Origin of the sequence: Bacteroides sp. AM54-2NS, from assembly GCF_003602935.1 — a bacterium.
GTDB classification, from domain to species: Bacteria; Bacteroidota; Bacteroidia; order Bacteroidales; family Bacteroidaceae; genus Bacteroides; species Bacteroides xylanisolvens.
Genome location: NZ_QTMZ01000059.1, coordinates 1 through 19,999, shown reverse-complemented (window position 1 = coordinate 19,999; position 19,999 = coordinate 1). Strand labels below are relative to the sequence as shown.

Annotated in this window: 12 protein-coding genes and 3 pseudogenes; 11 read left to right on the top strand and 4 right to left on the bottom strand. The window is 38.8% G+C overall.

What is annotated here, in order from left to right; translation table 11 throughout:
* Window positions 1-225: 225 nt before the first annotated feature.
* Window positions 226-552, bottom strand: a pseudogene (locus DXA05_RS23015) (insulinase family protein); the annotation flags it as partial.
* A 271-nt stretch (window positions 553-823) separates the two neighbouring features.
* Here DXA05_RS23015 and prfB point away from each other — a divergent pair.
* The 6 genes from prfB to DXA05_RS22990 all read left to right on the top strand — a co-directional run bounded on the left by prfB (window position 824) and on the right by DXA05_RS22990 (window position 6,786).
* Window positions 824-1,940, top strand: a protein-coding gene (gene prfB / locus DXA05_RS23010; protein ID WP_117683141.1) for a peptide chain release factor 2 whose coding sequence is annotated in 2 segments (ribosomal slippage) — window positions 824-886 and window positions 888-1,940 — 1,116 coding nt in all. Because the reading frame shifts where the segments join, the coding sequence is not laid out codon by codon here.
* A gap of 84 nt (window positions 1,941-2,024) precedes the next feature.
* Entirely contained in the window at window positions 2,025-2,159 is a 135-nt protein-coding gene (locus DXA05_RS28070; protein WP_004299554.1) for a hypothetical protein, read from the top strand.
* Between the two features lie 234 nt (window positions 2,160-2,393).
* A complete protein-coding gene (locus tag DXA05_RS23005) occupies window positions 2,394-3,446 on the top strand; it encodes a porin (RefSeq protein ID WP_128859666.1) in 1,053 nt (350 codons plus the stop codon).
* A 111-nt stretch (window positions 3,447-3,557) separates the two neighbouring features.
* Entirely contained in the window at window positions 3,558-4,025 is a 468-nt protein-coding gene (locus tag DXA05_RS23000) for a CYTH domain-containing protein (RefSeq protein WP_004305204.1), read from the top strand.
* Between the two features lie 58 nt (window positions 4,026-4,083).
* On the top strand, window positions 4,084-5,376 hold the full coding sequence (locus DXA05_RS22995) for a DUF4010 domain-containing protein (protein ID WP_008776007.1): 1,293 nt from the start codon (window positions 4,084-4,086) through the stop codon (window positions 5,374-5,376).
* A 147-nt stretch (window positions 5,377-5,523) separates the two neighbouring features.
* Window positions 5,524-6,786, top strand: a complete 1,263-nt coding sequence (locus DXA05_RS22990; protein ID WP_128859665.1) for an ATP-binding protein — start codon at window positions 5,524-5,526, stop codon at window positions 6,784-6,786.
* Window positions 6,787-7,130: 344 nt separating this feature from the next.
* On the opposite strand, the gene DXA05_RS22985 is transcribed toward DXA05_RS22990, so the two are convergent.
* Complete coding sequence (locus DXA05_RS22985; protein ID WP_128859664.1) at window positions 7,131-8,291, bottom strand: DNA/RNA non-specific endonuclease; 1,161 nt, start codon at window positions 8,289-8,291, stop codon at window positions 7,131-7,133.
* Window positions 8,288-9,313 carry an endonuclease/exonuclease/phosphatase family protein gene (locus tag DXA05_RS22980; protein WP_128859663.1) on the bottom strand — a complete coding sequence of 342 codons (1,026 nt, stop codon included), beginning with the start codon at window positions 9,311-9,313 and terminating at the stop codon, window positions 8,288-8,290. Before DXA05_RS22980 ends, DXA05_RS22985 begins: the two co-directional genes overlap by 4 nt.
* Before the next feature lie 200 nt (window positions 9,314-9,513).
* On the opposite strand from DXA05_RS22980, the gene DXA05_RS22975 reads away from it, so the two are divergent.
* The 4 genes from DXA05_RS22975 to DXA05_RS22960 all read left to right on the top strand — a co-directional run bounded on the left by DXA05_RS22975 (window position 9,514) and on the right by DXA05_RS22960 (window position 16,172).
* On the top strand, window positions 9,514-12,042 hold the full coding sequence (locus tag DXA05_RS22975) for a TonB-dependent receptor (RefSeq protein WP_008024272.1): 2,529 nt from the start codon (window positions 9,514-9,516) through the stop codon (window positions 12,040-12,042).
* A gap of 47 nt (window positions 12,043-12,089) precedes the next feature.
* Entirely contained in the window at window positions 12,090-12,944 is an 855-nt protein-coding gene (locus tag DXA05_RS22970; protein WP_165861552.1) for a DUF5689 domain-containing protein, read from the top strand.
* Between the two features lie 21 nt (window positions 12,945-12,965).
* On the top strand, window positions 12,966-15,125 hold the full coding sequence (locus DXA05_RS28065; RefSeq protein WP_192918816.1) for a choice-of-anchor J domain-containing protein: 2,160 nt from the start codon (window positions 12,966-12,968) through the stop codon (window positions 15,123-15,125).
* Between the two features lie 195 nt (window positions 15,126-15,320).
* Window positions 15,321-16,172 (top strand): DNA/RNA non-specific endonuclease, encoded by an 852-nt coding sequence (locus DXA05_RS22960; protein ID WP_128859662.1) that lies wholly within the window; start codon window positions 15,321-15,323, stop codon window positions 16,170-16,172.
* A 47-nt stretch (window positions 16,173-16,219) separates the two neighbouring features.
* Here the strand turns inward: DXA05_RS22960 and DXA05_RS22955 are convergent.
* Window positions 16,220-17,772: pseudogene (locus DXA05_RS22955) on the bottom strand (ATP-binding protein).
* 191 nt (window positions 17,773-17,963) lie between these two features.
* On the opposite strand from DXA05_RS22955, the pseudogene DXA05_RS22950 reads away from it, so the two are divergent.
* Window positions 17,964-19,527 (top strand): annotated as a pseudogene (locus DXA05_RS22950) (ATP-binding protein).
* Window positions 19,528-19,999: the final 472 nt, after the last annotated feature.

Here is a 19,999-nt window from a genome sequence, read left to right as displayed (position 1 = left end):
ACGTTAAATATGAAACGGTAAACCGTAAACGATAAGTCGCAAACAATAAAACGGTGAACAAAATCTGTGCAATTGGCAGAGTTGTTCACCGTTTATTATTTATAAGTACATCTCCCTAATTAGTTTGTATTGTTTTCATTTTTACAAATTCCTGATAAAGAAAAACTTCTTGATTTTGATAGTATAAACTTATTTAGAGGACATACTTAGTTTATTCGTTCCTTTTTAGTATCCGAAAATCTGCTCCTGTGTCAATTCTTCAATAGGACCTACAGCTTTCAGCTTATCCAGTTCCAAATCCTTCTTATCTCCCAGAATGCAATAAACATACGTGCGTCCTTTTACCCATTGCTTTTGGAAATCGGCAATGTCTTTCAGCGTCATGTTCTGTATATCATTGTAGAGCTTGATACGCGGGTCTACGTTTTGGCCTAGGTCCTGTGCATTGATATAACTCCAGATGATGTCACCTTTGATGATACGTTCGGTACGCAGGCGGTTCGTTAATCCGTCTTTAGCCAGTTTGAATGCAGCCTCCGATTCCGGCATATTCTCATTCAGTCCGGAGAGTACGACATACGTACGTTCGTTGCCTGGAGATACGTAGAAAGTACAAGCCAAGCGATAGAATTCACTTTTCAGTTCCTCCGGTGTCATGTCCGAAGTACCCAGAGATTATGTCAGGAAGAGTGACAAGCAAGAAAGTTTCAATAGTTTGTTCATAATATGACAACATTTTAATAACAAAAACAAAGGTAGCAGATTTTTGCTTATCTTTGTCCCCCGATATCTGAATTTTGTAAATAATAAAATTGTAAATCAAATGATTACTATTGAACAACTTAAAGACGTGAAAGAGCGCACTGATGCGCTGAGGAGGTATCTTTGACATCGACGGGAAGAAAATTCAAGTCGAAGAAGAGCAATTAAGAACACAAGCTCCGGGATTTTGGGATGACCAGAAGAAGGCCGAAGCTCAAATGAAATTGGTGAAAGACCTGCAAAAGTGGATTGAAGGCTACAACGAACTCAAGACATTGGCAGATGAACTTGAACTGGCATTTGATTTCTATAAAGAAGAACTGGTGACCGAGGAAGATGTGGACGCTGCTTACGCCAAAGCTAGTGAAGCGGTAGAGGCACTCGAACTCAAAAATATGCTTCGTGACGAAGCCGACCAGATGGATTGTGTGCTGAAAATCAATTCAGGTGCCGGTGGTACGGAAAGTCAGGACTGGGCTTCTATGCTGATGCGTATGTATCTGCGTTATGCCGAGACCAACGGTTATAAAGCTACCATTGCCAACCTTCAGGAAGGGGATGAAGCCGGAATCAAGACCTGTACTATCAATATCGAAGGTGACTTTGCTTATGGTTATTTGAAAGGAGAGAACGGTGTGCACCGTTTGGTTCGTGTTTCTCCCTACAATGCGCAGGGTAAACGTATGACCTCTTTTGCTTCTGTGTTTGTTACTCCGTTGGTAGATGACAGTATTGAAGTTAATATTTTGCCTGCCAATATCTCTTGGGATACGTTCCGAAGCGGTGGTGCCGGTGGACAGAATGTGAATAAGGTGGAGTCCGGTGTCCGTTTGCGTTATCAGTATAAAGACCCTTATACCGGTGAGGAAGAAGAAATCCTGATCGAGAATACCGAAACCCGTGACCAACCGAAGAATCGTGAGAATGCAATGCGTCAGTTACGTTCTATCTTATATGATAAGGAATTGCAGCACCGTATGGCAGAACAGGCGAAGGTGGAAGCCGGTAAGAAGAAAATCGAATGGGGTTCTCAAATCCGAAGCTACGTATTTGATGACCGTCGTGTGAAAGACCACCGTACCAACTATCAAACCTCGGATGTGAACGGCGTGATGGATGGCAAAATAGATGGTTTTATCAAAGCTTATTTGATGGAGTTTTCTTCGCAAGAATCATAAAAAATAAAATTAGCAAGAATTATTTTTGGAAAGTTAATAGATTTGTACTTACTTTGTTAGCGTTGAACTTTAAAGCTAACTATTATGGGTAAGGTGAAGAAAAAAGTAGCAATTAGTAAGAAAGAAGAAGAACAAGCCCAGAAGGTTGTCAAAATAGTGTTCGTCTCATTAATTATTTTGGCATTGATTATGCTGATCGCATTTTCCTTTTTCGGCTGATAAGTTCGCCACAAATTATACGGTTAACCAGATTGTTTGGTTATTGATAGGATAAATATCAAATCCGATCTGTGTTAATCTGCGTAATTTGTGGCGAACTCTTTGTTTTGTAATGCATTTGTGTTCTCTGTAATATAAATGTAACTTTTCTGTCATTTTCCCGTAGTTAATTTGTCATCTCCGTGTATCCTCACAGTTGTACTTTTGCCGTGAATTTAGTAGCAGACAACTGAAATGAGTAGAATCAGAACAACCGTCGTCATGCTTTTGCTGGCGACAATGGCCTTTGGACAGGCAAAAGAAGATGCCGGGGATGGCAAGAAGCTGGATAAGCAGACAATGGAATTTAAGGATTACCTGCCGGAGATTCACGGAACTATCCGGGGAAAATATGAATACCAGACAGAAACAAGTGAAAGTCGTTTTGAAGTACGTAACGCGCGCTTCAGTGTTTCGGGGAATGTACATCCGTTAGTTGCCTATAAAGCGGAAATCGACCTTTCCGACGAAGGTTCCATTAAAATGCTTGATGCGTATGCACGTGTTTTTCCGGTGAAAGACCTGAATTTTACGATCGGTCAGATGCGCGTTCCTTTCACGATAGATGCTCACCGCTCACCACATCAGCAGTATTTTGCCAACCGTTCATTCATTGCCAAGCAAGTAGGAAATGTGCGTGATGTCGGTTTGACGGCTGGTTATACGAATAAAGACGGTTTCCCATTTATTCTTGAAGGAGGATTATTCAACGGCTCCGGTTTGACCAATCAGAAAGAATGGCATAAAACACTGAATTACTCCATAAAAGCGCAGTTACTGCCTAATAAGAACTGGAATCTGACACTTAGCACCCAAATGATAAAACCGGAAAATGTGCGGATTAATATGTACGATGCCGGTGTCTATTATCAGAATGACCGTTTTCATATTGAGGCGGAATATTTATATAAAATGTACGGTCACGAAGCATTTAAAGATGTTCATGCGGTGAATAGTTTTATTAATTACGATTTACCATTAAAGAAAGTATTCAATAAAATCTCCTTCCTGGCTCGCTATGATATGATGACCGATCATAGTGATGGTAAGATGGATGAAACGACAAAAGCTTTGATTATAAATGATTATGCCCGACATCGTGTGACAGGCGGAATCACATTAAGTCTTTCCAAAGCTTTCATTGCCGACCTCCGACTGAACTTCGAGAAATATTTCTATAAGAACTCCGGCGTTCCAAAAGAATCGGAACGGGACAAAATCGTGATTGAGTTCATGACGAGATTCTGAAATAAATAGAGACTTGAAAATTGAGAATTGTAGTTTTCTGATACATGATGTGAGGTATCAAACTATCATTTTTTAATTCTCAATTTTCAATTTTTAATTTATCTTTGTGCCATGGCACAGGAAATAGAACGTAAATTTTTAGTTATCGGTGAATTCAAGTCTTCGGCTTTTGCGCAGAGTCATATTGTGCAGGGGTATATCAGTAGTGCTCGCGGGCGTACTGTCCGGGTTCGTATTCGGGATGAAAAAGGTTATCTGACAATAAAGGGAGCTTCTAATGCTTCCGGTACCAGTCGTTATGAATGGGAAAAGGAGCTGGCCTTATCAGAAGCAGAAGAATTGATGAGGCTTTGCGAACCGGGGATTATTGACAAGACCCGCTATTTGGTACGTAGTGGCAAACATGTATTTGAAGTCGACGAGTTTTATGGTGAGAATGAAGGACTTATTGTGGCAGAAGTAGAGTTGGAATCGGAAGATGAGGCTTTTGTAAAACCCGACTTTATCGGTGAGGAGGTAACGGGCGACATACGCTACTATAACTCACAGCTAATGAAAAAACCGTATAAAACGTGGTGAGCGTTAACAAATAAACCGTATATTTGTTCTTATATAAAAAAGAGAGCAGTGTATGGATATGGAACAGTTGTACAGTTATGTGCCGCGTGAATTGGTTACTTTTGTTTTAGTAACCTTGTTTTCTTTATTAATCGGACTTTCGCAACGTCGAATCAGTCTGAAGCGTGAGGGGGAAACTACTCTTTTCGGAACCGACCGCACCTTTACCTTTATTGGTATACTGGGTTACTTGCTTTATATCTTAGACCCTACGGATATGCGTCTGTTTATGGGAGGTGGAGCGGTATTGGGATTGCTGTTGGGATTAAACTATTATGTAAAGCAATCACAATTTCATGTTTTTGGTGTAACTACCATCATTATTGCTCTGATTACTTATTGTATGGCTCCTATCGTAGCTACCCAACCTTCCTGGTTTTATGTTATGGTAGTTGTGACTGTGCTCCTGCTGACTGAACTCAAACATACTTTTACGGAATTTGCGCAACGAATGAAGAATGATGAAATGATTACGTTGGCAAAGTTCCTAGCTATCAGTGGTATTATCTTGCCGATGCTTCCACATAAGAATCTGATTCCGGATATTAATCTTACTCCTTATTCTATCTGGTTGGCAACGGTAGTAGTATCCGGCATTTCCTATCTCTCTTATCTATTAAAGAGATATGTATTCCATGAATCCGGAACGTTAGTTTCCGGTATTATTGGTGGATTATACAGCAGTACGGCTACGATCTCGGTACTTGCCCGTAAAAGCCGAAAAGCATCAGAGCAGGAAGCGACTGATTATGTTGCTGCCATGTTGCTGGCTGTTAGCATGATGTTTCTGCGATTTATGATACTGATACTTATTTTCAGTAGAGAAATCTTCCTGTCTATTTATCCATATCTGTTGACTATGGCTGTAGTCGCGGCTATTGTTGCCTGGTTTATCCATTCCCGGCAAAAACGACCGGAAGACCAGCCTGCTGAAACAGAAGAAGATGATAGTAGCAACCCGTTGGAATTTAAAGTTGCTTTGATTTTTGCCGTACTCTTTGTGATATTCACTTTCTTAACTCACTATACGTTAGTGTATGCGGGCACAGGCGGATTAAATCTCTTGTCTTTTGTTTCCGGTTTTAGTGATATAACTCCTTTTATATTAAACTTGTTGCAAAATACAGGCAGTGTGGCTGCACTGATAATTACTGCTTGTAGTATGCAGGCTATTATTAGCAATATAATGGTAAACATGTTCTATGCTCTATTCTTTGCAGGGAAGGGGAGTAAACTTCGTCCTTGGATTTTGGGAGGATTCGGTGTGGTAATTGCTTGTAATCTTGTTTTGTTGCTGTTCTTTTATATTTAAGAAAAGGGAGCAATTGATCGTTTTTCATTGGTCTTAGTTCTAGTAATCTTCTATTTTGTCGAATATAATCGATAAAATAGAGGTGTTTTTATCGACTATATTCGATAAAAATAATCTATATTTGTCGAATATAATCGATAATGTAAAATGAATAAGGAACTGATAAAAGGATTGATAGCTGAATATCAGCAATTTGTAAAGAGCGTGTCATTCGTGAAACGTGCGGTGACTCTATCTGATAACTTCAATTATGTCTTTGTAGGTTTACGTCGGGTTGGGAAGTCTTATTTGATGTATCAGCAGATACATCATTTAATAGAGATAGGTATTTCACCGGAAGAGATTCTTTTCTTTAATTTTGAGGATGAGCGAATAGCTGGTATGGATACAGAACATCTTGATATGATAAAGAGATGTTATGAAGAGATGTATTTTCATCGTCCTATATTTTTTTTAGATGAAATACAGATTGTACCGCATTGGGAACAATTTGTCCGACGGCTTGCCGATCAGAAGTACAGGGTTTATGTAACAGGGAGCAATGCTAAGATGTTGAGTAAGGATATAGCTACTACTCTAGGGGGACGTTTTATGATTCAATACGTCTATCCTTTCTCATTCCGTGAGTATTTGTCATCTAACGGTGTTCAATTAGATAAGCTTTGGATTTATAAGAACCGTTCGGAGGTAGTCCGACATTTCGATACTTACTTTCGTTTTGGTGGTTTGCCTGAACTGTTAGTGGCCGAGGGACAAGAGAAGCGACAATGGCTGAGTAGTCTTTTTAATAAGATATTCTTCGGTGATTTAGTGGCTCGTTATTCTATTCGAAATGATATGGCGTTAAAGGTACTCATTCGAAAACTGGCTGAAAGCGTGAAACAGCCTTCTTCTTTCACTCGCCTGGCTAATTTAGTATCTTCTACAGGCAAGAAGATTACCACTGATACTATTATAGACTATTTGAATTATCTGGAAGATACCTGGATCCTATTTCCTTTAGAAAACTATGTAAGTAAGTTAGCTGATAAAGTATCCAATAAAAAGTTCTATTTTATGGATAATGGAATACTGAGTCTGTTTTTAATGGACCCGGAAACTTCTTTATTGGAAAATCTTGTAGCAGTAACACTAAAGAAACGGTATGGCGATGGTTTATATTTCTATCATCGGAATATAGAAGTAGACTTTTATCTGGATGAAGCACATAAGGCCATACAAGTATCATATAGTTTAAAAGATCCAGAGACTCGAAAACGAGAAGTGAATGCCTTACTGAAACTTGCAGAAAATGTGGCAGTGGATGATCTGTGTATTATTACCAGAGACGAAGAGGAAATGATCGTAGAAGGAGAGAAGACGATTCGGGTTGTGCCGGTATGGAGGTGGTTGTTGGATGATGAAGAATGAAAGTTTGTTTTTTATTTGCTAAGTTCCTCTTATTATAAAAAGAGAATACTACGTGGATATGGAACAGTTGTATAGCTGTGTGCCTCATAAATCAGTTACGATGTTTTTAGTGACTTTGTTTTCTTTATTAATGTTACTTGTCATATTAAAGTATGTTTGATATAAGGTTGAAAACGTGCAAAATATCTGCTATCTGCAACACTATGCTACATTGGCTATTGGTGTCTTTGGCATTTTTTTTTGTTGCAGATGGCAGATAAGGTGAAAAGATTTACAGTGTATCCTAAGCTTCTTTCCAATGATTCATGATTATTATACTATAGATTGCAATAACTTGATATTTCCTATTGGAACCATGCTTTTTCATTGTATTTAGCTTCCACTTCTGACTCAATATCGGGCGGAAGATTATGAAAGAAATCAATGTGGGTTTTCTCTTCCAGCTTATCTATAGACATAGCATAGCTCTTGATAGTGGAACTTGGGTCATAATCAAATTGATTCACGTAATACGCCATTCCCTGTGTGTATTGCCCATTTTGGTATAAAAGAAGAGCTATAAAATAGAAACGTGGAACAGCAACATGATTTCCCGTATATTTTATTTCTTCGTCATCTATATACCCTCCTTTAACAACGTATAACGTATCATTATCTCCTAATTTATGTACAAAATCATTCTTTCCATTTGGAGCTTTTATTGATTGTTCGAATTTGGTCCAGAATCCAGTATTGAAAGCTGTTGATTGGGGGCTCATATTTGAATAATAGAAAGTTTGTTTGTTTGCTTCTAGTGAGTATGTACGATCGTATGATGCACATAAATGTCCTCTACTATATTCTTTATAGTCTTTTTCATAAGTCCTATATTCTTCGGGTATTTTTTTATCGTACATCCAGGCGTCAGTACGAGATACATTGGATATTTTAGTTTTACTATCAAAAGTAAATGCGACCCAGCGTGCATGCTTTTTTGAATAATCATATTCCATACTATATGTTATAATTTCTTTCCCTTCTATGTTTGTAGTATGTGTTATGAATTGATTCATGCTTCCACCTTTCAACTTCGGAATTTCAATCCTCCCTGCATATCCAGAAGGTTTTTCCGGATCCGGGTCTGGATCCGGATTCGAACTATCGCCTGCTAATTGTTTGAGTGTAAATTGGGCTTCTTCTTTTCCGGAAGTGATTGTAATAATGACACTTCGTTCAGCTCCGGTATTTGCTTTCATATATCCACTGATAGAGCCATTTCCATTGCCGGATGCTCTACTCAATGTGCACCAAGTCTCACTGCTTGAAGCCTGCCATATGCCGTCAGCTTTTACACGAATGATAAATCCGCCTCCGTTTCCATTGATTTGCGTTTGGTCAATAGAGGCAATTCCTTGATTGGTATTGCCCGGATTATCAGGGAGCTCGGGAGAATCCTGTTCACTACATGAGATTGCAGTGCTACAGGTTATGAACAGGATGAATAGTCTAAATAATGCTTTTGTCATTTCACTTCTTTAATTAGATAAATAATAGTAGGCAAGTGATCGCTATATCCGTTTAACCATACACCACCTGCTTGCGTCCGTTTAGGATATCCTTTATATTTCCCTTCTTTTTGGAACATGAAATCACGGCGGAAGATTTCATGTTTATAGAATTTCAGTGTACTGCGGTCAGTGCCCAACAAATTCCCGGTGAATACAATTTGATCGAACAAATTCCATTTACCTTTGTACATCAGAGTTCCGTATCCTTTCTTCAAAGTATCCCACCACGGATTGTACAAGTCTGTAGGACCTACATCAGCAGGTTTCCGCTTAGCTCCAAGTGCTACAGCCATACTTTTATCCATCGGGTCATCGTTCATATCCCCCATGATAACAATTTTGGCTGCGGAGTCTTCCCTTAACAGTGAGTCTTTGATCGCTCTAACTTGCTCCCCTGCGCGTTCACGCACCGGAGAAGCGGCAGCTCTCGAAGGCCAGTGATTGACGATAAAGTGCATTTTCTCACCTGCGATATTACCGCTGGCAATCAAGAAACCACGTGTTTTATGCACTGTATCATTGATATATACATAAGGTACGAGTTTACTATTTGTCAGTTCAAACAATTTGGGATTATAGAAAAAAGCACAGTCTACACCACGTCTGTCTTCTCCTTCGTAGTGAACATACTGGTACCCTTTGTCCGCTAAGGCAGGTTGTTTCAGTATGTCTTCCAATACTCTGTAATTTTCGATTTCAGAAACGCCGATAATGGCGGGACCCATTGGTAACTTGTCGGTACTTAACATACTTAATATTTCCGACATGTTTTTCAGCTTAGCCTTATACTTCATCGTATTCCACTGATTAGTACCGTTAGGAAGATACTCGTAGTCATTCTTACCTTCATCATGAATGGTGTCAAACAAATTCTCCATATTGTAGAACGCTACACTGTACAGGGCAAATTTCTTTTCTTGTCCGTAGGCCATGAGGACGAAAAGAGCGAGTACACCTAAAGTTATTAAGCTTTTTTTCATCTTTAAAATTGATTTTAAAAGTGGGTAATTTGTCATTTGCATGACAAATATCTAAAAAGAAAACGGAAAAACCACCATTACTAGTTACTTTTTTTGCAAAAACCATTGTTATATATAAAATTCTTTGTTATTTTGCGTAATAGCTTATTTCTTTTATGTCGCAAAATGAAAGACCAATTAACATTAATATAAATTAAATTATGAAACAACGACTAGGGTTAGCGATCGTGCTATTTTGCTTAATGCCAGCACTTTTTGCGCAGCAAAAGGCAAAGCAAAACGCCCGTGAGGACAATGCTTCTTTCATGTTTACAGAATCACAATTGAATGAGGATGATGATGCAGCACAGAGCACATCTGCATTGGTCACTTCTAACAATGATGTTTATCTGTCAAATGTAGGTTATCTGTTTAGCCCAATGAGATTTCGTGTAAGGGGATATGATTCCCAGTACAGTGACATGTATATCAATGGGGTACAGTTTAATGATGCAGAAACAGGACGTTTCAGCTACGGATTAATAGGAGGATTGAACGATGCTACCCGTAATAAGGAAGGGATCGGTCCTTTTGAATTTAACAACTTTACTTTTGGTGCGATAGGAGGTGCCACCAATATCAATTTACGTGCCAGCCAATATGCGGCTGGCTCAAAACTAACACTGTCAGGTAGTAACCGCAACTACATTTTGCGTGGAATGTATACTTATTCTACAGGTCTGATGAACAATGGTTGGGCATTTACCGGATCATTAGGTTATCGCTGGGGTAATGAGGGAAATATTGAAGGAATCAAATATAATTCTTTTTCTTACTTCCTCGGTGCGGAGAAAGTATTCAACGAACGCCATAGTCTCTCTTTGGCAACTTGGGGAACACCGACAGAGAGAGGACAGCAAATGGCGGCAACCGAAGAAGCTTATTATTTAGCGAACAGTCATTATTATAATCCGAACTGGGGATATCAGAATGGAGAAAAACGAAATGCACGTATTGTACGTCAGTTCGAACCATCGGCTATTGCTTCATGGAATTTCACCATTGATGATAATAAGAAGTTAGTGACAAGTGCCGGATTCAAATATTCTAACTATGGGAAAAGTGCTCTAGGCTGGAATGGTAATGCGGCCGATCCACGCCCGGATTATTATAAAAAGTTGCCTAGCTCAATCTTTGATGTATGGGAATCTGTTCCTACTGCCGATGAATTGCAGCAGTTTAATGAAGTTACAGATAATTGGAAAAATAATAAAGCTTATCGTCAGTTAGATTGGGATGCTCTTTATTTTGCCAATAAACAGGCGAATGCATTAGGTAAAGAGACACTTTATTATGTAGAAGAACGTCATGATGATCAGTTGGCTTTCAACCTTAGTTCGGTATTCAATCATCAATGGAATGAACACAACAGCTACATTGCGGGAGTTGCCGTGAATACAACCAAAGGTATGCATTATAAAAAAATGAAGGATTTGCTGGGCGGACAGCTTTATACTGACGTCGACAAATTTGCAGTGCGCGATCATGGAGCTAGTTCCAGTATGGTGCAAAATGATCTTGATAATCCTAACCGCCGTATTGGTGAAGGTGATAAATTTGGTTATGATTATAACATCTATGTGAATAAGCAGAGTGCATGGGTGCGTTATCAGGGTAACAATGGCGGGTCATTAAACTATTTTGCTTCCGGTAAGATAGGATCTACACAGATGTTCCGCGATGGATTGATGAGAAACGGACGTGCTCCGTTGAAATCACTTGGTAGCAGCGGTACGGCTAAATTCCTTGAAGGAGGTATAAAAGCCGGTTTGAATTGGGCTATCAATGGTAACCATTCTTTCACGTTGAATGCCGGATATGAAGAACGTGCACCGTTGGCCTATAACTCTTTTATTGCTCCACGTATTAAGAATGACTTTGTGAGAGACTTGAAAACAGAGCGCATCATTGGTGGTGATTTGACTTATAACTTCAACACTCCATGGGTGATGGGACGTTTGACTGGTTATTACACTCGCTTCCAGAATCAGGTAGAAATGGATGCTTTTTATAATGATAGCGAAGCACGTTTCACTTATCTTTCTATGAATGGCATTGAAAAGGAACATTGGGGAATAGAAGCAGCGGCTACCTTTAAGTTGACAAGTGAACTTTCATTGACGGCTATCGGTACTTGGAGTGAAGCTAAATACACCAATAATCCGGATGCTGTATTGACATATGAAAGTGAGAATGAGTCAAACCTCGATCGTGTTTATGCTAAAGGTATGCGTGCTAATGGTACTCCGCTTTCTGCTTATAGCCTTGCTTTGGATTATAACGTAAAAGGTTGGTTCTTCAATTTGACCGGAAACTATTATGATCGTGTATATATCGATTTCTCAAGCTATCGTCGTCTTGGCAGTGTATTGGATAAAAATGGTGCCGGCGTAGATGCTAATGGAAATCCGGTTCTCCATGTACCGGGTCAGGAGAAACTGGATGGTGGATTTATGTTGGATGCTTCCATCGGAAAATACATTCGTTTACGCAATGGAAAGAGCATTAGCCTTAATTTGAGTTTGACTAATATCTTGAACAATACAGATTTGCGTACAGGTGGTTTCGAACAGAACCGTGATGATAATTACAAAGACGGTGACGCACGTGTTTACAAGTTTTCTAAGAACTCTAAGTATTTCTACGCATTCCCGTTCAACGCTTTCTTGAACATTGGTTATAGATTTTAAGAATGTGTAGTTATCAATCCAAAACAATAAGAAAGGAAGAAACAATTATGAAGAAATTACTATCTATATTATGTACCGGATTGCTGCTATGTGGCGCAGGTCTCACTTCCTGTGAGAACTATGATGATCCGGTGACGGGAAATGCTTATGGCAATAATTCAATCCCGGAAGGACGCACCATTTCAATAGCTGCGCTGAAAGAGAAATACAATGATTTCATTGATACGAGTACTGATACGTATACTACTATTGAGGATGAAACACGTATTGAAGGTGTAATAATTGGAGATGATGAAAGTGGAAACATCTACAAACAGCTTGTCGTTGGTGATGAAACAGGTGCTATTATTATAGGAGTTAATAATTCCGGATTATATGCCTTTTGTCCGGTAGGTCAAAAAGTCGTAATTGACTGTAAGGGATTGCAAATCGGTAGTTACCGTAAGCTTGCACAAATCGGTTCAATTTATGAAGGTAAAGTGGGACGTATGCCCGAATATGTATGGAAACAGCATGTACGTTTGATTAATGAACCGAAGTTGTTTTATGATGAATTGAGACCTTTAGAAATCTCTACGGCTGCAGAATTGACCGCTGTGGATATGAAGCAGGCGCCATTGCTTGTTACATTAAAAAATGTAAGTTTCCCGGATGCAAATGGTACTACAACTTATGCAGCAGAGGAAGATGTAGCCAATCCAAATCTTTCTTTTGTAGAACGCAATATCAACTATGCTGATGGTACTAAGTCTGCGGCTGTGGCACATACCAGTATCTATGCTAACTTCTCAAAAGATATTCTTCCGCAAGGTACTTTAAATGTGACAGGTATACTGACCCGATATAACAATGCTTGGCAATTGATTATTCGTACTGGCAGTGATGTAAAACGCAATAAATAATTCAAATAACAATATACGATTATGAAAAAGATTCTAAATGCTTTATTCTTGACACTGCTTGCAGTGTTCACATTTAGTTCATGTAGTGATGTACCGGCTCCTTATGATATATTGGGAGAGGGTGATGTTCCGGGGCTGACGGGTGATGGTTCTAAAGATAATCCATATACTGTATCAGATTTAAAGGCTAAGGCTGATGGTACTACTGTAGCTTGGGTACAAGCATATATTGTAGCAGGTATTAAGTCTTCTACCGATATGTCCATAAGTTCTGAAAATGATGTTGTTTTTGGAACACAACCCACAGATGTGAAAGCTACTGCATTCCTGATTGCAGATGACCGTGGAGAAAGCGATTATAAGAATTGTTCAGCGGTTAATTTAAGTGGTAAAACTGCTGGCTGCTCTGAAGTTAAGGCAGCTTTAAATTTAGTTGATAATGCAACAACTCCTCTTCCTCGTTTAGTGACTTTGAAAGGAACCTTAGTGAAAAATACATGGGGATTACCGGGATTGAAAGAAGTTACAACTGCGATATTGGAAGATGGCACTATTATTGGTGAAGGAGGAGATGAGCCTACGCCTCCGGTTGACGGAGTTACATTCTTTGAAGAATCATTTGCTTCAGATAAAGGTACATTTACTATTGAAGATAAGACACGTCCTACTAAAGTTAGCGAAATCTGGAAATGGGAGTCTTATACACCGGAGACTGGCGGAACTGCCAGCAAATATATGAAAGCTAGTGCCTATATCTCTGCAACAGAAAAAGAAGCATCAGAAAGCTGGTTGATATCTCCTGTTGTAAATCTGACAAAAGCGACCAAAGCTTCATTGACATTTGAACATGCTCATAAATTCTGTGGTGATCCTGCAAAAGAGTTGACAATATGGGTGAAGGAAAGTACTGCTTCTGATTGGACTCAAGCTACTATACCAACTTATGGAACTAATCAGGATTGGAAATTTGTTTCTTCTGGTAATATTGACCTTGCTAGCTATGTTGGTAAAAATATTCAATTTGCTTTCAAATATATAAGTACTACTTCTAATGTAGGTACATGGGAAGTGAAGAATGTGAAGATTGTTGGAGAAGGTGAAGGTGGTGGACCTGTTGATCCGGACCCAACCGAAGGGAAGTTGATCTTTACTGAAAAATATGGTTCTGATGTAGATGCCAATATATTGACAGCTACGACGGCTATCTCTAGTTTTACTCATTGGGATAATAGCTATTCATACTCGGCTACTACAGCTGATATTCGCGCCATTGCTCATAGAACTCCTGATAATACGACAGAGACGAAAAAGGTGAATAATATTTGGTTCCCAGCTAGTAAATCTGCAGAATTTGTAATTAGTGGCATTAATATTGCTGGACATACCAAGTTTATTGTTGCTTATGAAGTTGCTTCTAATGTTTATGCGACAACTGAAACTGATAATCTTAATAATTTAAAACTTACATTGAATGAAAAAGAAGTTACTCCTACCAGTAAGGAAGTCGTAGGAAATGGTAAGGCTAGCGGAATATTCCATGAAATGCAAGTTGAAATATCAGTAGCAGGTACAGATAATTCTACGTTGAAGTTTTCTACTAATGGAACAGATAATAAGTTTGGGCTCCGTCTTTATAATATAAGGTTATATGCAGCTGAAAGTGGAGGAACTGATCCAGAACCGGGAGAAGGGACAGAAGTTCTTTTTGCTGAAGGATTTGGGGTAATGGCTGATTATGCTAAAGAGAATAAAACGGCTATAGCAAATTGGACACATTTTGATACCCAATTAACTATTGTGGATACAAAAGCGACAGCGGATATCCGTGTTCCTGCTAAAACTTCAACCGATGCATGTTTATGGTTGCCTTCAAGTTTTTCGGGTACGGACAAATCTACAGAAATAGAGATTTCAGGCTTTAATTCTACTGGATATACAAGTCTTACTTTAAGTTACGATTTGGCATGTGGAAAAGGAAATACATCGCAAACTGTTATTAAGGTGAAATGCGATGGAACAGAAGTTGCAGTGCCTGCTGTAACTCTTGAGAAAGCAAATGTTTTCTATCCTGTATCAATTACAAATATTCCAACCGGAACTAAAAAAATAACATTTGTTTCTGACAGTGAAAATACAATGGGATTCCGTTTGGATAATATAAAATTGGAAGGTATAAAGTAAAGACGAAATTCTTTATATACATAATGAAAGGGGTGTCTTGTAAGGCACCCTTTTCTTTCATAAAGTTTTTGAATTATAAGGAATTTAATATATAGTTTTACGATAATGAAAAGGAAGAACGAACTCTTATTGAACATTATGAATAGTTCTATACTTGTTTCTCTGAAATTATAATTTATAAAAAAAGATTTGGAAATGAAATATATTTTGAGATATTTTTGGTTAGGGGTATTTTTGGTGTGCTTTTATTCTTGCAGTAAAGACGAGAATAACAACTCCAATAATTTTGCCACCGGCATCGTAGAACTTCCTGCCCTTCGCAATGGTGTAAACGATGTGTTTGTAACTCACTATACTACATTTAAAGGGCAGAAAGTAACCTCTTTCAGTATGGAATACGATAAGAGTAAGAAACATTCCCGTTGGATTGCTTTTCGATTTGACAATCAAACTAGATTGCAAGAGGCAACTCGTAGTGATGAATTTATTCCGGACCCTTCTCTTGATATGGAATATCAACGTACTCAAGTAGATTTTGGGAAAAAAGGTTATGATAGAGGGCACCTCTGTGCTTCTGCCGACAGACTTTATCAACAAGAAGCTAATGACCAAACCTTTTATTATACGAATATGAGTCCGCAACGGAACAATTTTAATACAGGTGTTTGGCTGGCATTGGAAGGACAAGTACAGTCATGGGGGCGTAGCTGTACAGCTTCAGATACCTTGTATGTAGTAAAAGGCGGAACGATTGATAAGGAAGAACAAGTCAAAGAATATATAGGTGGCGACCGTAGCAAGCCTGTTCCTAAATATTATTATATGGCTTTGTTGTTTAAAAAGGGAGATTCTTTCAAAGCTATTGCCTTCTGGATGGAACATACAGACAATAAACCTGCAAAAACAATAAAACTTGTTGACTATGCATTATCAATAGACGAACTGGAAGAAAAGACAGGAATCGATTTCTTCCCGAGTCTGAATGATAATTTAGAAAATGCGCTTGAGGCTACGTATTCAACAAAAGCGTGGCCGGGATTGGAATAAGATCACCACGTTAATAATAACAGTCTCTTTTCAAGGCGGGGTATACTTCAGAATTCTACCACCCATTTTTCGATATTACGGGTCTTCTCACTGAAGTTAATCCCTATCTTGAATAGTTTCCGTCCATCCGCTTCGAAAGGCAGCGCATAGCGTTTGTCATTAATTTGCTGTAAAGCCTCTTCTGCTGTTCCGTTTAGCTTGAATTCCATAATATAAATGAATTTGTCTGTTTGCAGAATGAGATCTACGCGTCCGTTATTGGTGTGGTATTCCACTTTGGTATAGAAACCAACCAATTTGAAAACAATGAAAAGCACGTTCTCATAATGTAATTCCTGATCTCGGATAACTTCGTAAGTCGTATCGGCGAAGAAACTCTGCAGGCGGTGGAAGAAAGAATCATAATCTCCCGTTTCTACTTCACGGACGAATTTTTGAACTTCAAATGGGGATTCCACCTTATTCACATTCGCGTAAAAAGGAAGCAGAAAGCGAATGAATCCTTCTTCTACTTCACGGTTGGGGAAACCTAAACGGTATATGCCAAAACGTTCGTCATATCCTTTAATGGTGAGGTATCCGCTTTGGTAAATCACTGGAATCGGGTTGGTTGATTCGGAGTCGATGCTATTCAGTACTTGTGCATCAGTTTCTTCGTGTGCCATCTGTTCCAGATCATAATGATGCTTTTTTAGTAACTTAACCAGATAGGTAGGTGTCCCCGTCTCAAACCAATAACTGCCGAATTCTTTATATTTGAAAGCGTTGAGCAGACTAAACGGATTATATATACCGATAGAATTATGTGTAAAATGATAGCCATCATAATATTCTTTTAGTTTTGTACAGAGCTTGTCATACGACAAACCTTGCGTCTCTGCAAACTCATGAAGTTCGATATCTAAGTTTTCATGAGCTCCTGATCGCTGACACCGCAGATTTCAACATAATCTTTTCGCATTGAGATGTCATCCAAATTATTCAAGTCGCTAAACACACTGACTTTGCCAAACTTTGTAACGCCGGTCAAGAACGCAAACTTTATATAGCCATCCATTGTTTTGAGTGCCCCATAGAAAGGTTTTAAAGTGTCCCGGAATTGTTTTTGCAATTTTTCGTTGCCGATGGCTTGCAACATGGGCTTATCATATTCATCTACCAAAATAACTACGCGTTGTCCTGCCTGCTTGCAGGCGCGTTCTATGATACCGGCAAAACGCAGGGAAAATGAGCGTTCGGATGGCTCGGCACCATAGAGCTTTTCCCATGCAGTCAACGATTTTTCGAGTATATTATCCAGACTTTCCGGCGTATCATATTTTTCGATATTAAGGTCCAGATGTAGTATCGGATATTTAATCCAATCCTTTTCCAACCTTTCTACAGCCAGTCCTGTAAACAGTTCTTTTTTTCCTTGAAAATAGGCTTCAAGAGTAGAGATGAGCAGACTCTTTCCGAAGCGGCGCGGGCGGCTTAAGAAATAGTAACTACCGGTTTTTACCATTTGATACATCAATGCCGTTTTATCAATATATAAATAGCCGTCATTACGAATCTTTTCGAAATTCTGTATGCCGATGGGATAAATTTTAGTGCTCATATACTCCGGTTTTATAAATCAATTACACAAAGGTAATAAATTTCCGGGTACTTCATTGCTTTTAAAAAGAGGAAAGTATAAGTATAGTTTGCTTTTAACTGAATGAAGTGTAGAAAACAGTACGTACTGTTTGAAGTCTATATTTTAATGCCTATATTTGTCTACATTTCAATTTTATAAGGATAGGCATTATGGATACTACTTTCAGAATATACCGATAGGGATACAGAATTTTGAAGACTTACGCAATAATAACAACGTTTATGTAGATAAGACGGAGTTGATTTATCGTTTGGCTAATACCAATAAGGTTTATTTTTTGAGTCGTCCCCGTCGTTTTGGAAAAAGTTTGCTGGTGTCCACTCTTGATGCTTATTTTCGGGGGAAGAAGGACTTGTTTCAAGGTTTGGCAATGGAGCGTTTGGAGAAAGAGTGGAATGTCTATCCGGTGTTGCACCTTGATTTCAGTATGACAAAGTACACAGCACTTTCCGACCTTTTGGGACAGTTGAATCTGAATCTATACGATTGGGAAAAACTCTATGGAAAGGAAGAAGTAGAAGGTACGCCGGCGGAACGTTTCCGGGGAGTGATTCGTCGTGCTTATGAACAGACGGGCAAACCGGTAGTAGTACTTATTGACGAATACGATGCTCCTTTATTAGACAGTAACCATTTGCCGGAACTGCAAAATGAACTTCGAGAAGAAATGCGGAAATTCTTTAGTCCCTTGAAAGCGCAAGGAGAATATCTTCGTTTCCTTTTCCTGACAGGTATTAGCAAATTCAGTCAAATGAGTATTTTCAGTGAACTGAATAATTTGCAGAATATCAGCATGAGAGATGATTATAGTGCTATCTGTGGCATAACCGAACGGGAATTGCGTACACAATTGAAAACTGATATTGAAATGATGGCACAGGCTAATAATGAAACCTACGAGGAGGCTTGTACGCATTTGAAGCAGCAGTATGACGGATATCATTTTAGTGAGAACTGCGAAGACATTTACAATCCATTCAGTTTGTTCAATGCTTTTGCACAGAAGAAATATGCCAATTTCTGGTTTTCTACCGGGACACCTACTTTTTTAATTAATATATTGCAGCAGAGTAATTTTGATATTCGCGAATTGGATGGTGCAACGGCTACTGCAGAACAGTTTGATGCCCCAACGAGTGTTATTACCGATCCTCTGCCTGTACTTTATCAAAGCGGCTATCTTACCATCAAGGGATATGATCCGGAGTTCCAACTCTACACATTGGCTTATCCTAACAAAGAAGTGCGGAAAGGATTCATAGAATCTCTTATGCCCGCGTATGTGCATTTACCTGCCCGTGAGAATACCTTCTATGTAGTCTCTTTTATCAAGGATTTGCGTGCCGGAAAACTGACCGAATGTCTGGAGAGAATAAGGTCTTTCTTTGCTTCAATTCCCAATGATTTGGAAAATAAGCAGGAAAAACATTATCAGACAATTTTCTATTTGTTGTTCCGTTTGATGGGGCAGTATGTAGATACAGAGGTGAAAAGTGCAATCGGACGGGCAGACGTGGTAGTAAAGATGCAAGATGCCATTTATGTCTTTGAATTTAAGGTAGATGGAACTCCGGAGGAGCATTGGAGCAAATAAATAGTAAGGGGTATATTATTCCTTATCAGCCTGATCATCGGAAAGTTGTAAAAGTAGGAGTTAACTTCGATAGTGCGACAAGAAGTATTGGTGATTGGAAAATTGTAGAGGAAGTATAATTCTTTCTTTCCCTATTGATTTTGTCAATACCTCTTTCAACCTATCACCATCGTTCTGAAACTCTTTATTCATCGTATTTACAGAGTGGTGATAGATTGAAAGAGGATTTTCATTTTTATGTATGAGAGAGCTTGCTGGCGCAGTCTGAAAATTGGGGGATTTGATTCAGGATAATCACATCCTTAAAAATAGATTTATTCCGGTACGGAAATGAACTATTTCACCACAGAGGCCACGGAGGACACAGAGGTTATAATTATCTATGAATTAGAACTTTGAAACCTCTGCGTCCTCCGTGGCCTCTGTGGTGAAAAGAATCAAAACTGCATAGAAACGAGTTAAACGGTGCGCTAATGAATGGGTCAAGGGTGAGGGGTGGTGAGGGTAGATTTATAACTTTCGTATTTTTTTTAAGTGAGGGGTGGTGAGGGTAGATTTATAACTTTCGTATTTTTTTTAAGTGATAAAAAA